The sequence below is a fragment of the Mucilaginibacter sp. P5_A6 genome, from assembly GCF_056400585.1.
In genome coordinates this window covers 216,125-231,433 of the sequence record NZ_JBFUKZ010000005.1, presented here as the reverse complement: position 1 = coordinate 231,433, position 15,309 = coordinate 216,125, and the positions used below count along the sequence as shown (strand labels likewise).

Annotated in this window: 11 protein-coding genes; 2 read left to right on the top strand and 9 right to left on the bottom strand. The window is 43.2% G+C overall.

Features of this window, described 5'->3' with window-relative positions:
* Positions 1-85: 85 nt before the first annotated feature.
* The 4 genes from AC1DO4_RS07575 to AC1DO4_RS07560 form a co-directional block, all read right to left on the bottom strand.
* Positions 86-1,645 carry a M20/M25/M40 family metallo-hydrolase gene (locus AC1DO4_RS07575; RefSeq protein WP_477414445.1) on the bottom strand — a complete coding sequence of 520 codons (1,560 nt, stop codon included), beginning with the start codon at positions 1,643-1,645 and terminating at the stop codon, positions 86-88.
* A 213-nt stretch (positions 1,646-1,858) separates the two neighbouring features.
* The gene (locus AC1DO4_RS07570) at positions 1,859-2,242 is read right to left on the bottom strand and encodes a LiaF domain-containing protein (protein ID WP_477414443.1); all 384 of its coding nucleotides are present in this window, start codon (positions 2,240-2,242) and stop codon (positions 1,859-1,861) included.
* A 157-nt stretch (positions 2,243-2,399) separates the two neighbouring features.
* Complete coding sequence (locus AC1DO4_RS07565) at positions 2,400-3,350, bottom strand: GNAT family N-acetyltransferase (protein ID WP_477414441.1); 951 nt, start codon at positions 3,348-3,350, stop codon at positions 2,400-2,402.
* Positions 3,337-4,344 (bottom strand): polysaccharide deacetylase family protein, encoded by a 1,008-nt coding sequence (locus AC1DO4_RS07560; protein ID WP_477414439.1) that lies wholly within the window; start codon positions 4,342-4,344, stop codon positions 3,337-3,339. Before AC1DO4_RS07560 ends, AC1DO4_RS07565 begins: the two co-directional genes overlap by 14 nt.
* Positions 4,345-4,573: 229 nt before the next feature.
* On the opposite strand from AC1DO4_RS07560, the gene AC1DO4_RS07555 reads away from it, so the two are divergent.
* Positions 4,574-6,940 carry an ABC transporter permease gene (locus AC1DO4_RS07555; RefSeq protein WP_477414437.1) on the top strand — a complete coding sequence of 789 codons (2,367 nt, stop codon included), beginning with the start codon at positions 4,574-4,576 and terminating at the stop codon, positions 6,938-6,940.
* 460 nt (positions 6,941-7,400) lie between these two features.
* Here AC1DO4_RS07555 and AC1DO4_RS07550 read toward each other — a convergent pair whose 3' ends face one another.
* The 3 genes from AC1DO4_RS07550 to AC1DO4_RS07540 form a co-directional block, all read right to left on the bottom strand.
* Positions 7,401-8,129 carry an MIP/aquaporin family protein gene (locus AC1DO4_RS07550; RefSeq protein WP_477414435.1) on the bottom strand — a complete coding sequence of 243 codons (729 nt, stop codon included), beginning with the start codon at positions 8,127-8,129 and terminating at the stop codon, positions 7,401-7,403.
* Positions 8,130-8,246: 117 nt separating this feature from the next.
* Entirely contained in the window at positions 8,247-9,761 is a 1,515-nt protein-coding gene (gene glpK, locus AC1DO4_RS07545) for a glycerol kinase GlpK (RefSeq protein WP_477414433.1), read from the bottom strand.
* A 31-nt stretch (positions 9,762-9,792) separates the two neighbouring features.
* Positions 9,793-11,373 (bottom strand): glycerol-3-phosphate dehydrogenase/oxidase, encoded by a 1,581-nt coding sequence (locus AC1DO4_RS07540; protein ID WP_477414431.1) that lies wholly within the window; start codon positions 11,371-11,373, stop codon positions 9,793-9,795.
* A 123-nt stretch (positions 11,374-11,496) separates the two neighbouring features.
* On the opposite strand from AC1DO4_RS07540, the gene AC1DO4_RS07535 reads away from it, so the two are divergent.
* Positions 11,497-12,264, top strand: a complete 768-nt coding sequence (locus AC1DO4_RS07535) for a DeoR/GlpR family DNA-binding transcription regulator (RefSeq protein ID WP_477414429.1) — start codon at positions 11,497-11,499, stop codon at positions 12,262-12,264.
* A gap of 50 nt (positions 12,265-12,314) precedes the next feature.
* Here the strand turns inward: AC1DO4_RS07535 and AC1DO4_RS07530 are convergent, their stop codons facing one another.
* Together AC1DO4_RS07530 and AC1DO4_RS07525 are read right to left on the bottom strand one after the other, a co-directional pair.
* A complete protein-coding gene (locus AC1DO4_RS07530) occupies positions 12,315-13,952 on the bottom strand; it encodes an amidohydrolase (RefSeq protein WP_477414427.1) in 1,638 nt (545 codons plus the stop codon).
* Positions 13,953-15,296: an aspartate aminotransferase family protein gene (locus AC1DO4_RS07525; RefSeq protein WP_477414425.1), complete on the bottom strand. Its 1,344-nt coding sequence runs from the start codon at positions 15,294-15,296 to the stop codon at positions 13,953-13,955.
* Between the last annotated feature and the right edge of the window lie 13 nt (positions 15,297-15,309).

The following is a 15,309-nucleotide window of genomic DNA, read 5'->3' as shown; positions in this document are numbered from 1 at the left end:
GACGTTGGCCGTTAGTCAATAGTCTTAAGTTCGAAGTCAAAAAAGAACAAATCCGGCTTACAACTTATGACATAGTACTGTTGACTTAATCCAAACCTCCCCGCCGGGTAGCCTTGGTTTGCACCGGCCATTTAATACCCTCGGTTTTGGTGTTTGTTGTTTTAGCCGGATCTTCGCTGGCCATATAAGCCATTATTGCGGCCAGCATGGCATTATTCTTCAGGTCGTCAAATACAACCTTGTCATAAGTATCGCGGTTGGTATGCCAGGTATATGAGCCGTACGACCAGTTAAGCGAGCTTAACGAAAAGCCCGGTGCGCCAACGGCCACAAATGAGGCAAAATCGGACCCGCCGCCACCCGGCTGGCCAGGGAAATTTGTTTTGATGCGGTTTTTAAGCGTATCGGGCACAGCGGCGAGCCATCGGCCTAAATAATCTTTTGCTTCCACAAAACCTTGTCCGCCCAGGTTAACTACGCGGCCTGTACCATTATCCTGGTTAAACAGGGCCTGCAGGTTTTTTACTATCTCCGGGTGATCTTCAACAAAGGCGCGCGAACCGTTCAGTCCTTCTTCCTCGCTGCCCCAGTGCCCAACTAATATGGTGCGTTTTGGGTGTGGATAGTACTTCTTAAGTAAACGCATGGCCTCCATCATGGTTAAAGTTCCTGTACCGTTATCGGTGGCGCCGGTACCACCATCCCATGAATCAAAGTGGGCGCTCAGCATTACGTATTCATCAGGTTTTTCGGTGCCTTTTATTTCGGCAATGGTGTTAAAAGTTGGCACCACGCCAAGTTCTTTTGATTCGGTATGCATACTGATCTTCGGCTTACCGCCCGATTCACTTAAGCGGTAAAGCATGCCGTAATCTTCCAGCGCTATGTCAACTGTTGGTACTATTTTAGTATAAGCGCCAAAGATCTTGTCAACCCCAAAACCTGCCGACCAATTATTGGTGATGATGCCGGCAGCGCCAGCGTTTTCGAGCGCAACAGGTAGTGTTTTGTTGGTAAAGCCGGTTTTGCTGATACGTTTTTTCCAGGCATCTGTTTGCGCGGTACGCGAGGCTTTCATTTTATCGAACGATTCCTTTGTGGCAAATTCCGTCCAGTTATAATCGGTTCTGCCGGTTGGCTGACACATAGAGATCATCACAAATTTACCCTTAACATTGGGCAGCCATTGCTGAAAAGCAAGGGAATCGGCCACATCAGGCAGAATAATTACTTCGGCGGTAACTGTTTTTTTGCCCATACCCGGGCTCCAGGCCAGTTGAGTGCCTTCTAATGATTTTACACGCGGCGAAACCATATCTATATGTGAGATACCGCGTTCCCAGCCACGCCACTCGCCCCATTTTTCGTTATGAGCCGGGATATCCCAGCTTTTATATTTGGTTACTGCCCAGTCGTTAGCCTGTTTCATTTGCGGTGTGCCTACCAGCCTTGGCCCAATACCATCAAAAAGCTCATGCGCCAGTTTTTTCAGCTGCGAGTTGTTGGTTTCCTCGGTCATGATATTATTAATAACAGGATTTGTTGATTGCGCATTGGCAAGGCAGCTGCAGAGCATTGCACTTAAAATAAATGGCCTTGCCTTGTGCCACATATTCAGGTTAAAATTTGTGTTAAAGTTTTTCATGAACCTAATTTATGGAAAAGCAGGGAGGTTGAGGCTAAACAGGTTGCAGGTAGAATAATTGTTACAGAACGAGGAAGTTTTAAGAGATATTTTGGATATCCCACAGCAGAAAGTCCAGGTTAACTTTTAGGAAAGAAAACCCATGTCGGGATATAGCTCTTTATTGAATTTATAGCGTTGTAGTTTTATAACGAGGCTTATTTAGCAAGTACCTTATTCATCCAGTTTATGCACAATATCAACAGCGGCAAAAACAGAAAGTCCTTTAAGCACCAGTATTTTATCTGATTGTCTTGTCCGGGCTAAATAACTCCTGTCATCATCCATTTCCGAAGCGATGTGCGTAATATCTGTCACAATCCGCCAATCAGCAGGTATAGCTATCGTTACCTGGCCAAATGCCTGTGAAATATTAAGGAGAGCTGTCCCGGTAAGGCCGGCATTGGTAAAATCCAGCTCTGTATCGCCAAAAACATTTCTGACATTGCCACCCTTAAAATCTTTTGAAAGTACAGTTCTTTTTATTCCGCCAAAAATAGTTGTTGTATTGATGCTGTCATCGGCGTTTTGTGCGATTGTTCCTGATAAAATGTTCATAGGTTTGATTGTATTGGTACTCAAAAATAAGTATTTGATAACCAGGAAGAAATAAATTTCTACAAAATATTAAAAATTATCGGTAAAAGCAGGGATTATGTCGGTAAAATAAAAACGCTCCATGTTTATCGAACGATTTTATGAAGAGGGTAACCGTTTAAAAAATATCAATATCAGCAAACGTAAACTTTATCCTACCTGTAGGTACCCCGCTGCCCAGGTCCTTAAATATAACCGGGAACGAATCACCCGCCTTATAATGAAGGGCAAATAGCCGATGGGTTGGCGTACCCCTGCTTGTATGAAACTGAACCTGGCTTAAACCCAGTTTGCGGGCAATGTTTACCAGTTGGTCAACAACCAGGATAAATTTTTCTGCAGTTACCAATATATCACCTATCAGTAAGCCATTATTTATTTTAATCCAAATATCGGTCCCATTAATTGATATTACCCGGGTGGCCGAGTATGTTTTATTTTGTAGGTAACCCTGGTTACGTAACAGTCCATCGTACCCGGTGGTTAAAGCGGAGCTGGAAATTCCGGGCAGGGGCGTAAGGTACTTTTTAAGTACCCGGTTGGTGTACCAGGAATATAGTTTTTTCAGCGAAGGGAATTTTATAGCAAGTTTTTCGGCAGGTAAGGTTTTTACGGGGATAACAAAGCGATCCATCCGCTCGGCCATTTGCCAGCCAAGCTTATTAATAAAACCGGGTAATGAGTTTTGATTAGGAAAACCAAAAAGGAGTTTAATGCCAGCCTGGCTGCATAGCTTGAAAGTGCGGCTGGCTAATTCAACAAACAAACCCCTATTCCTGTAATCCGGATGGGTCATGGTATCGGCAGATTGTGCAGTTAATACCTGTTCGCCATTACATTGCATAAAGCACGGTATTACGCCATAAAAAGCTATGGGTAACTTTTGATTATTATATGCTATAAAGCCCGTATGCTCAACATTGGTATAGGCCGTATTGTATTTGCGTTCAAAATAACCGGGTAACGGTACCCTGTTATAAACGGCGGTATGCAACTTTGCTAAATCGCGCAGGTTAGCGGTGCTTAGCCTGTGTATGCTGTAGTCGCCGCTTGGGTCAGTGTTGCTCATACCTGCGGGTTATGGTTGCATGCATCTGGTTAATTGGCGTTATAAACGGGTTTACCGTAAAACGTTCGCGCAGGGTATGGTCATGCTGATCTTCCGGTGATTGAAAATCCATCAGGAGCAACTGAGTGTATCCGGTTTCTTTTGCAACTTCAATTGCCGGCTGGTTATAAGTACCGTAAGGGTATGCCAGGCTATTTACCGGCTTTTGGATCAGTTTTTCGAGGAAGTTTTTTGATGCTGTTAATTCCCATGCTACGTCTTTGGCGCTAATCCGGGCAAGGTCGTTATGGTAGTAGCCATGGGCACCAATATTAACCAATGGCGATGCTGCTAATTTTCTGATTTCGTCTGCAGTCATCTGCAGCCAGTAATCTCTTTCGGCAAGGTTGTTTTTAAATGGAACCATCGGGTATAGCGCGTCCATCATTTCTGCCTTTTCGGTAAATCCTGCGGATCTTAGTTGTTCTACAAGACTGATGCCGTTTGCTGCCGAGATATATTTATCGTATTGTCCTTTATGGTACTGCTCGTCTTTGTAGATAATGGATTCGGGGCCATATTTGCTTACAATCCCTAAAAAATCGTTCCACAAAATATCATAGCCGGCATCACGAATGCCTGTTATAAAAAAAGTGGCAGGTAACTGGTATTTCTCCAATAATGGTAAGGCATATTTGTAGTTATTGGCAAAGCCATCATCAAAAGTGATACAGATATTAAACTTATCCTTGCTGAAATTTTGCGCGTAATAATCATCAAGCGAAACAACATTACAGTGCTTTTTATACAATACCAGGTGCGCTTCAAAAACCTGTTTCGTTAAAAATATAGGATTGAAACGGGTATGATCGTGCATGCAAATGCCATGATAGATCATGATGCGGCTACCCCTTGCATTTTTTAAAAATTGCTCATAAAAACCAAAGGCATAACCAATATCCCTGCTTAGGTATTTGGCTTCCCTGTAAAGTTTTGAACGGATTTTGGTGATCATATAAAGTGACACTGCGCGTTATACCATATAATACGCCCAATATTTGTAATGGTTGCCTAAAGCAAATTTTTAACAAAGTGTAATACAATAAAAACGAACGAAAGCTGTTCGTTTTCGATACAGTAAGAAATAAGAAAATGGGTTTAATTTATTAATAATCAAATATTTATAAATAAGGCATGGTTTTTACTCCTGACGTGTAATATTGTAATTACTTACACCTAAAGCCATGATAAAGAATTACTTAAAGATCGCTTTGCGCAACCTCAGGAAGGATAAACAGTTTACTTTTCTTAATATGCTGGGCCTCTCGGCCGGGTTAGCCTGTACTTTATTAATTTATTTATGGGTGCATGATGAACTAAGCTATGATAAGTTTTTTGAACACGACAACCAGGTTTACCAGATTATGGAAAACCGAAAAAGCGGAAGTCAGCAGCTTACCGACGAGTCATCGGGGCTTGTTAGCGAGGTTTTAAAGGTCCAGGTTCCCGAGGACGTTGTATATGCCGCAGCAGTTGCTCCTGCAGATTGGTGGCAAAAATTTACCCTTACAGCCGGAGAAAAAAATATTAAAGCTACAGGGCAGTATGCAGGCAAAGATTATTTTAATATTTTTTCATTTAAGATGATCCGGGGCGAACGCGGGAAAGTACTTGCAGCTAAAAATAATGTAGTTATTTCTGATGAGCTTGCAAAAAAACTTTTTGGTAGCGTAGATAATGCAATAGGTAAGCTTATAAAATTTCAGCACGACAAGGATTTTGCTGTTTCGGGTGTATTTGAGAAACTGCCCGCACATTCTTCACAGCAATTTGATTTTGTATTATCTTTTGATTACCTGGCAGATGTGCAGGGCTGGGTTAAAACCTGGAATAATGGTGGTCCGCACAATTTTGTGATGCTGAAAAAAGGTACCAATATTGAAGCATTCAATAAAAAAATCAGCAACCTGGTAACAAAAAACAGCGGCGACACCACAAGAACAGCTTTTGCCATGCGGTTTTCAGAAAATTACCTGCATAATACTTTTAATCATGGGGCAAGGGTAGGCGGCAGGGAAGAATATGTAAGGCTGTTTTCCCTTATAGCTATATTTATACTCCTGATAGCCTGTATCAATTTTATGAACCTTTCAACAGCTAAAGCTTCGGGCCGGATGAAGGAGGTGGGGATCAAGAAAGTTGTTGGCGCGGCACGCAGCCAGTTGATCATCCAGTTTCTGTCAGAATCATTACTGATGGCGGTATTTACAATGATACTTGCAATTATAATTGCCTGGTCATTACTACCACAGTTTAATCTATTAACAGGGAAGGAGATCCAATTAAATTTCGACTTCCGGCTTATCATGATCTTAATTGGCATTACGCTATTTACGGGCCTGATTTCCGGGAGTTACCCGGCTTTATACCTGTCGAAGTTTAATCCTTTAGCAATCCTGAAAGGCAAGCTCAACTCTTCTTTTGGGGAGCTCATTGCACGTAAGGGACTTGTGGTTTTTCAATTTACGCTTTCGGTTATGCTGATTGTAGCGGTACTGGTAGTTTATAAACAGATTGAGTTTATTCAAAATACTACACCTGGTTACAATAAGGATAACATGATCAGGTTTGATTCGGAGGGGAAACTTGCAGGTAATGAGGAAACATTTGCTGCCGAACTGAAGAACATCCCCGGCGTTGTAAATGCCAGTTTTACACAGCATAATATAGTAGGGCGTAATTACGGCACAGCCGGCCTTAGCTGGGATGGTAAAGAGGCTAACCGGGATGTTTATTTTGAAGGCTTTTTTGGCGGGTTTAATTTTATAGAAACCATGGCTATGAAAATGGCTGCCGGCCGGGCTTTTTCAAAAAACTATGGAGCCGAAGGCAACAAGGTTATATTAAACCAAACGGCTGTAAATGCAATGCATTTGCAAAACCCTGTTGGTAAAAATGTTAAAATATTAGGTAATAACTTCCAGGTTATCGGGATAGTAAAAGATTTTCACTTCGAATCATTACATGAAACGGTAAGGCCTTCATTCATACTGCTTGCCCAGGGCGCCAGCCCTTATTATAAAATGATGATCAGGATTAAAGGCGCACAGCAAAAAGAAACCATTGCGCAAATACAGCGCCTTTATGAATCCTATAATCCGGGTTTTCCATTTACTTATAGTTTTTTGGATCAGGCATATCAAAAACAATATGAAACCGAGGTAAGGGTTTCAACTTTAACCAAATATTTCTCCTTCCTTGCAATACTTATTTCATGCCTGGGCTTGTTTGGGCTGGTTGCATTTACTGCACAAAAACGACAAAAAGAAATAGGTGTACGTAAAGTAATTGGCGCGTCTGTTAACAGCATCACGCTTATGCTTACCAGGGATTTCCTGAGGCTGGTATGTATTGCCGTAGTTATAGCTTTTCCGCTGGCCTGGTGGGGAATGAATAAGTGGCTGCAAGGTTTTGTATACCGTATTGATATTGGCCCCGGCGTATTTTTCATTGCAGGTGCATCCGTCATTTTAATAACCCTGCTAACTGTAAGTTTCCAGGCCATAAAAGCAGCCATGGCAAATCCGGTGAAAAGTTTAAGGAGCGAGTGATTTGGTCAGTAGTTATTCGTCTGTAGTCATTTGCTTCACTTTGTATGCCGATGTATTTCGAATGGGAGATGGTACTTTAATTGGAAATTCGTTGCATTTTTTGTAAATTTGTGTGTAACCGCCATTGTTTTATTTTGCCGGGATCATCTGCCTGTCTGTTCACAAAAAAAGCATGGCTTGAATCTAACATTATCTAACTAATGTACTGATTATTAGTAAATTATATCTTGATTAATGGGTCGTGGTAAGGTGTTAAAAGGTACGTGGCAGGGGCCGGTAAAGTGCTCCTAAGGTATACGAAAGGTGTTTCGAAGGGTGTCTCAACGCTATCATTTTAAATTGACAAAAGCATAGTTTAAATACTGCTTTTTTGAACAAAAAAACGCGGTATAATAACAATAATGTTGTTATACCGCGCCTGATGACGACCGGAGGCCAGTGTCTGAATTGGGTGAAGGGTTTACTTAATAAGCAGGTATAAACCCGCGGCCATAGCTGCACCTGCAATTGGCCCCAAAACCGGGATCCACGCATAAGTCCAGTCGCTGGTGCCTTTGTTTTTGATAGGCAATATCATATGCATGAAACGCGGCCCCAGGTCGCGGCAGGGATTAATGGCGTACCCGGTTGTGCCGCCCAGCGATAAACCTATTACCCAAACCAAAAGAGCTACCGGTATAGCGCCAACGGAGCCAAGGCCAACGGGCATTTTTGTTGGTGTTATCTCGGCCCCCGAAATGTAAAATATAGTAAACAACAGTACAAAAGCGCCGATAATTTCGCTTGTAATGTTTGATATATAGTTGCGTACTGCCGGGCCGGTGCAAAAAACAGCCAATATTAAAGCGGGTTCATTGGTGCGTTTAAAATGATCATAATACATAGCCCATACCAGGAATGAACCTATCATAGCGCCTAAAAATTGCGCTGCGATGTAGAGCGGAACATTGGCCCATGGAAATTTACCTGCTATTGCCAATGCTATTGTAACAGCAGGATTAAGGTGCGCGCCGCTATAAGGGCCCGCCACTACAACGCCTACAAACACAGCCAGGCCCCAGGCTGTAGTGATTACTATCCAGCCGCTGTTATTTCCCTTGGTGTCTTTCAATACTACGTTGGCTACCACGCCATCGCCTAAAAGTATAAGTAACATGGTGCCAATCAGCTCGGCAATAAATGGAGACATGATAATGGAATTTATAGGTTTGACTAATTATATTAAATAATTTCACATACGGCAATCTATCACAATTGATACAGGGACTTAGCTTTTGCTTTTTGCTTTCTGCCTTCTGCTTTTAGCTTAGATCACCTGAACAGGTTGCTGACTATCAGACCAGCACCGGGCAGTATGGATTGCTCTTTTCCAGCCTTCAATATCTGTTTTAATATCCTGCAGGTTATCCCCGGGGATAAATTCCTTTTCAGATTGCCATAGCTGCTGTATCTCGGCTATGTCTTTCCAAAAACCTACCGCTAAACCGGCAAGGTATGCGGCACCTAAAGCGGTTGTTTCTACAATGCTTGGTCTTATAACCTTACAATTTAAAACATCAGCCTGAAACTGCATCAGCAAATCATTTGCGGTAGCGCCGCCATCCACGCGCAATTCTTTTATTTGCATGCCTGCATCAGCTTCCATAGCATTCAATACATCCATTGTTTGATATGCTATAGATGCCAGCGCCGCCCGGGCCAAATGCCCGGCTGTAGTGCCCCGTGTTAGGCCAACTATGGTGCCCCGGGCTTCAGGATCCCAATAGGGGGCTCCTAACCCTGCAAAGGCTGGTACAAAAAATACGCCGCCTGTATCCTTAACGCCCATGGCCAATTGTTCAACATCAGCCGAGGTTTTGATGATGCCAAGTCCGTCCCTGAGCCATTGTACTACGGCCCCGCCAATAAATATACTGCCTTCAAAAGCGTATTGGATTTCGCCGTTAATTTTCCAGGCAATGGTGGTTAGCAGGTTATTTTTTGATTCAATAAATTCATTGCCAATATTCATTAGCATAAAGCAGCCTGTTCCGTAAGTGTTTTTAACCATGGCCTTATCAATACACATCTGCCCAAAAAGCGCAGCATGCTGATCGCCTGCTATACCGGCAATGGGGATTTTGCTGGCAAATATGGTGGTAGTAGTTTCACCATAGATCTCGCTGGATTGTTTCACTTCGGGCAGCATGCTTTTGGGTATATTAAGCAGTTGCAGTAACTCGTCGTCCCATTGCTGGGTACGGATATTAAATAACATGGTACGGCTTGCATTGGTCACATCGGTTACATGCACCGTACCGCGGGTAAATTTCCATACCAACCAGCTATCAACAGTACCAAAAGCCAGTTTGCCGGCTTCTGCCTGTGCCCGTGCGCCTTCTACATTATCCAGGATCCATTTAATTTTGGAGCCCGAAAAATAGGCATCTATTACCAGGCCGGTTTTTGAGCGGATCATATCGCTATGCCCGTCCTGTTTTAATTTATCGCAATAAGCAGCGGTACGCCTGTCTTGCCAAACTATGGCGTTATAAATAGCTTCACCGGTTTCACGGTTCCAAACAATAGTGGTTTCGCGCTGGTTGGTGATGCCTATAGCTTTAATGTTTTTACCATTGAGCCCGGCCTTAACAGTAGCTTCGGCTGCAACGCCCGCCTGGCTCGACCAGATTTCGTTCGGATCATGTTCAACCCAGCCAGGTTTAGGGAAATATTGTTTAAATTCTTTTTGCGAAAGCGATTTGATTTGCCCCGCATGATCAAATATTATCGCCCTTGAACTTGTTGTCCCCTGGTCGAGGGCTAAGATGTACTCTTCCATATTCCGGTTTTTATAATTATTGGTTTATTGGTTATGCTAATATATAGTTTCTGGCCACTTTATTAAAGGCGCTTACCTGTTCTGCCTGCCATTCAATATCTTTATTTAATTCCCCGGCCATAAGGCGTGCTACCTCCGGGGCCATGGCTATTGCTAAACGGGCATTTAAAAATAATACGCGGGTACGGCGGGCCAGTATATCTTCAACGGTACGCGCCATCTCGTGCCGAATCGACCAGATCACCTCGCCTTTAGTATAATCATCATCCGGGTGAACCCGGTTTTTCCAGTCGGTATGCTCGTTTGCCAGGGCTAATACCTTTTCAATATCAGCGCCATAGACGTACAGATGATTACTCCTGTCGGGGTTTGGCCTGCTGCCATGTATCGGCAAACCCGCAGTATGGCAAACCTTGTTTTTTAATTTACCTACTTCTATCGCTTTGTCGATTGTATCCTCGCCCATTTTTCGATAGGTAGTCCATTTACCGCCGGTTATAGTGATCAGCCCTGATTTAGAAACAATGAGTTTATGGCTGCGCGATATCTCTTTTGTTTTTGATGAATCGTCCTGTGGGGCAGCTAATGGCCTCAACCCGGCAAAAACACTTAAAACATCCTTACGGGTGGGTGCTTTTTTTAGGTATTTGGCAACAGTACGCATAATAAAATCAATTTCGGCTTCAAGGGCTACCGGCTCCAGGCTATGTTTGTCAATAGGAGTATCAGTAGTGCCAACCAACAGCTTATTATGCCATGGAACAACAAAAAGGACCCGGCCATCTTCGGTCTTGGGGATCATGATCGCATCGTCACCGGGCATAAACGATCTATCCAAAACAAGGTGTACCCCCTGGCTTGGCCTTACCAGGGGCTTTTTATCGGGCACATCCATTTTAAGCACATCATCAACGAAAACTCCGGTTGCATTGATAACGGTTTTGGCTTTTAGTTGGTAAGTAACGCCCGTCTCTGCCTCAGTAGCCTTAACGCCCATGATTTTATTGTTGCTATCTTTTATCAGCCCGGTAACCTTGAAATAATTTAAAACGGTAGCACCTTGCTCCAAAGCTGTTTGCGCCAGGTTGATAGCCAGCCTTGAATCATCAAACTGGCCATCATGGTATACCACGCCTCCATATAGTCCTTTATCTTCAATTCCGGGCAGCCTTTTTATCGTTTCTTTTTTTGAGATATGCTTTGCCCTGCCAAAACCCAGCTTGCCTGCCAGCAGATCATATATTGTTAAACCAATGGTGTAAAATATCCCATCAAACCAACTGTAGTTAGGGATGATAAAACTTTCGTTTTTTACCAGGTGCGGGGCGTTCTTTAACAGTAAGCCACGTTCATGCAGGGCCTCACGTACTAAGCCTATATCGCCTTGGGCAAGGTAGCGCACACCGCCATGTACCAGTTTGGTTGCCCGGCTTGATGTTCCTTTGGCAAAGTCGGCTTGTTCAAATAGTAAGGTAGATAAGCCTCTTGAAGCTGCATCAACCGCAGCGCCAAGGCCGGTTGCACCGCCACCAATTATAAGTATGTCCCAAATCTTATCCTTATCCTTATCTTTTATGGATTGCAAAATTGAATCCCTTTTGAAAATACTCATTTTGTTATTTTGTATTTCGTTTACATTGTAAATGTACAATAATGAAATGTAAACGAAATAAATCGAAACTTATTTTTTGTTTCAGTTTACCCTGTATCGGTTTTTTACTTAATTTTGGTTGTTATGAATAAAAATACCGACAGGCATAAGATCATCCTACAGAAACTGGATGATGATGGCTTTGTAAACGTACAGGAGTTGGGTAAGGAATTAAATGTTTCTGAAGTTACCATCCGGAAGGACCTGAAGCTTTTGGAGGATAAAAAATTATTATTCAGAACGCACGGCGGTGCTACAAAAAGCAACCCATATGCCAATGACAGGCCTGTAGCCGAAAAGGAAAAACTAAACGCACCAGAAAAACAGCAGATAGGGATAGCAGCAGCTGAGTTAATAGGGCATAATGATTCTATTATTATTGCATCAGGTACTACTATGCTGGCTCTTGCACGGTCAATTAATCCGGGCAAACATCTCACGGTAATCACATCAGCCCTGAATGTAGCGCTCGAGTTATCGCAGCATCCCAATGTAGAAGTAGTTCAATTGGGCGGGCAACTGCGCACTTCATCATCGTCCGTAACAGGGGCATACCCCGAGGCGATGTTACAGGATATGGCATGCAGCATGCTTTTTTTAGGTGTTGATGGAATAGACCCCGAGATTGGCTTAACAACCACTAATTTAATGGAGGCCAGGTTAAATCAAAAAATGATTGATACAGCGCAAACGGTAGTTGTACTGGCCGATAGTACAAAATTTGGAAAACGTGGCTTAGGAAAAATTTGCCCTTTAGACCAGGTTCAGCATATAATTACCGATAGTGGAATAAGCGCCGGCATGCTGAAAATATTACAGGAAAAAGGAATTGAGGTTACTGTTGTGAAATAACCACAATAACACGCTTAACCGTCCAAAACGGGCAATCGACCTATAATTACCTACAATTGTTTCTTATAAACGCATTTGCCATCAATAAACGTTTGCTCAACATTGAGGATGCTTAGCTCGTTCGGAGATATTTTTAATGGGTTTTTATCTGTGATAATAAAATCTGCCAGGTTGCCCTTTTCTAATGAGCCTATTTGTAGCGTTTTACCGATCTCGGCTGCACTATATGTATAAGCCTTAAGCGCCGATGCCATGCTAATGCCTTCATGTGCGGCTATTACGTTCCCTTCATTATCTGTACGGGTAACAGCAGCCTGCATGCCTTTAAAAGGGTTAAGCTCTTTTACCACCGGCGCATCTGATGATAAGGCCAGTAAAATATTGTGTTTTAAAACCGATTTTACAGGATAGCATTGGTTAAGATAATCATCATCAAGGTATTTGATAAAGTTTTTACCCAACTCGCTTATAAAAATGGTTTGCATGGAGGTAGCTATATTATATTGCTGCATATCCAGCAAGTGCTTTTCCTCGGGTAAACCCAGGTGTTCAATTCTGTTAACCATAGCTGGGAACTGATGATGAAGATTTTTATAAACATCAATTACAAATTCAATGGCAGCATCGCCAATGGCATGTGTAGCTATGGCCAGTCCTTTTTGTAAGGCTTGTATTGATAATGATGTATACTGATCACGTTTCAGCCGCAATACCCCCTGATCGGACGAGTTTTTATAATGCCTTTTTAGTGCTGCTGTTTTACCGCTTAAGCCCCCATCAGAAAAGAATTTAACCGTATTCACGTTAAAATTGTCCGTGCCGAAATAGTCAGGAACAGGATAGGGGGCATCGCCGCCATCAGGAAGAAGTATAGGGATAGCATTCAGCCTGAAACCTAACTGATCCTGTTGGTACATTTCGTAATATGCTTCAAGCAGCAGTGGGTCAACCGCCGGGTCTGTTGCCGCGGTAATGCCGTATTTATAGAGCTCCTCCCGTGCAGAAAGTACCATTAACTTTAACTCGTCTTTTGTGTAAGGAGGGATGTTTTTGGTGATTAAGCCCAGCGCTGTTTCAGAGAATATACCGTTGGGCTTGCCATCGTCGCCTATATAAATAACACCTCCATCGGGTACTATCGTGTTCGAAGTAATATTACAAACCTCCAGGGCTTTTGAATTGCAAACAGCAATATGCGCGCAGGTACGGATCACATAAACCGGTCGGTCTTTTATCACTTTATCTAAATCGGCCTTAGTAGGGATTTGCCCGCTATGCCATGCAGCTTCATTGAACCCTCTGGCGGTTATCCACGCTGCGTTGGGGTATTCGCGGGCGTAATCTTCCAGCATTTGCAGCATATGGTGGAGGCTTTGGGCGCCACGGACATCCAGCATAAAGGTTTTAAGGTTGCCAACCTTCCACAGATGGATGTGGCTGTCGTTTAAACCCGGCATCAGTGTTTTACCCAACGCATCAATTACCTGTGTGCCGGGTTGAATGAAGGACTGCAATTCATCGCACCGTCCGACAGCCTTAATGCGGTTGCCTTCAATCACAATAGCATCGGAAGCACTATTGTCAAATCCATTATGAAAAGAAAGAATACTGGCATTATGAATCAACAAGCTACCAAACCCATTTTGAAAATAAGGGAATCCTGCAGATCCACTATCGTTTATGCCCATTTATTTTCTTTTGATATCTGCTCGTTGAATTGCTTCTTCCAAAACGCTCAGCGCCTCTGTTAATTGCTCATTAGTTATTACAATGGGCGGCAGTAACCGCAGGCAATTGCTGAACATACCCGCGCGGATCATGATCAATCCGTGGCTTACCGCATCCCTGATAATCTCCAATGTAACATCCATATCCGGGTCTTTACTGTCGCGATCTTTAACAAACTCAACCAGCTGCATAGCACCTAAACCGCGCACATCACCAATTATCCGGTATTTTTCTTTCCAGCTTTCAAGGGTGGTGCGCATAAGTTCACCAACCTCGTTAACACGGTTTAAAAAGCTTTCGCTTTTTAAAATTTTAATAGCTTCAATAGCTGCAACACAAGCCACCGGGCTACCGCCGTAAGTACCGCCAACCCCGCCCGGATGTGGGGCATCCATAATCTCGGCCCTGCCCGTGGTAGCGCTGATAGGCATGCCTGCACCTATTGATTTGGCGCTTACCACCACATCTGGCACTATATCAAAATGCTCAACAGCGAAGAATTTACCTGTACGACCGGCCCCGCATTGAATCTCATCAACAATCATTACGATGCCATATTGATCGCACACCTCGCGGATCTTTTGCAGGTAGGCCTTAGGCATCGGTATAAATCCGCCTTCACCCATCACTGGCTCAATAATAATGGCAGCTAATGATTCGGGATCCACTTGTGATATAAACGCAATATCCAATTGTTTAATAAAGTACCGGATGTATTCCTCGTCGCTCATTCCTTGTATCTTACGATAGAGGTTGGGGGCTGGGATGCGGTATATATCGGATACAAATGGCCCCATTCCTTTTTTAAACAGGGAATATTTACTGGTTAAACTAAGCGTTAGCAAGGTACGCCCATGATAAGCGCCCTCAAAACATAATATCGAATTACGTTTGGTATAATACTTGGCAACGTTGATAGCATTTTCAACCGCTTCGGACCCGGAATTGGCCAGGAGGGTTTTCTTTTTAAAATCGCCGGGTGTAATCTCGTTTAGCAGTTCAGCCAACTCAACATACGGCTCCATGGTGGTGACCAGTGTGCAAGTGTGAATATATTTATCAACTTGTTTTTTTATCGCATCAACTACCTTTTGATTGCTATGGCCTACATTGATCATGCCTATACCACCGGCAAGGTCAATCAGTTGGTTACCGTCCACATCCCAAACCAAAGCGCCAGAGGCACGTTCAACAACTACTTCTGTTGATTTGGCCAAACCTGCGGGCAGGGCGTTTTTTCTCCTCTCCAATATTTCCTGGCTTTTAGGGCCCGGTAATGGGGTTTTTAACTGTATATATTTCATTATCTTATGATTT

Excerpts from the sequence above, each read along its gene's own strand:
- AC1DO4_RS07575 (WP_477414445.1), bottom strand. The coding sequence starts at position 1,645 with ATGAAAAACTTTAACACAAATTTTAACCTGAATATGTGGCACAAGGCA.
- AC1DO4_RS07570 (WP_477414443.1), bottom strand. The coding sequence starts at position 2,242 with ATGAACATTTTATCAGGAACAATCGCACAAAACGCCGATGACAGCATC.
- AC1DO4_RS07565 (WP_477414441.1), bottom strand. The coding sequence starts at position 3,350 with ATGAGCAACACTGACCCAAGCGGCGACTACAGCATACACAGGCTAAGC.
- AC1DO4_RS07560 (WP_477414439.1), bottom strand. The coding sequence starts at position 4,344 with ATGATCACCAAAATCCGTTCAAAACTTTACAGGGAAGCCAAATACCTA.
- AC1DO4_RS07555 (WP_477414437.1), top strand. The coding sequence starts at position 4,574 with ATGATAAAGAATTACTTAAAGATCGCTTTGCGCAACCTCAGGAAGGAT.
- AC1DO4_RS07550 (WP_477414435.1), bottom strand. The coding sequence starts at position 8,129 with ATGTCTCCATTTATTGCCGAGCTGATTGGCACCATGTTACTTATACTT.
- glpK (WP_477414433.1), bottom strand. The coding sequence starts at position 9,761 with ATGGAAGAGTACATCTTAGCCCTCGACCAGGGGACAACAAGTTCAAGG.
- AC1DO4_RS07540 (WP_477414431.1), bottom strand. The coding sequence starts at position 11,373 with ATGAGTATTTTCAAAAGGGATTCAATTTTGCAATCCATAAAAGATAAG.
- AC1DO4_RS07535 (WP_477414429.1), top strand. The coding sequence starts at position 11,497 with ATGAATAAAAATACCGACAGGCATAAGATCATCCTACAGAAACTGGAT.
- AC1DO4_RS07530 (WP_477414427.1), bottom strand. The coding sequence starts at position 13,952 with ATGGGCATAAACGATAGTGGATCTGCAGGATTCCCTTATTTTCAAAAT.
- AC1DO4_RS07525 (WP_477414425.1), bottom strand. The coding sequence starts at position 15,296 with ATGAAATATATACAGTTAAAAACCCCATTACCGGGCCCTAAAAGCCAG.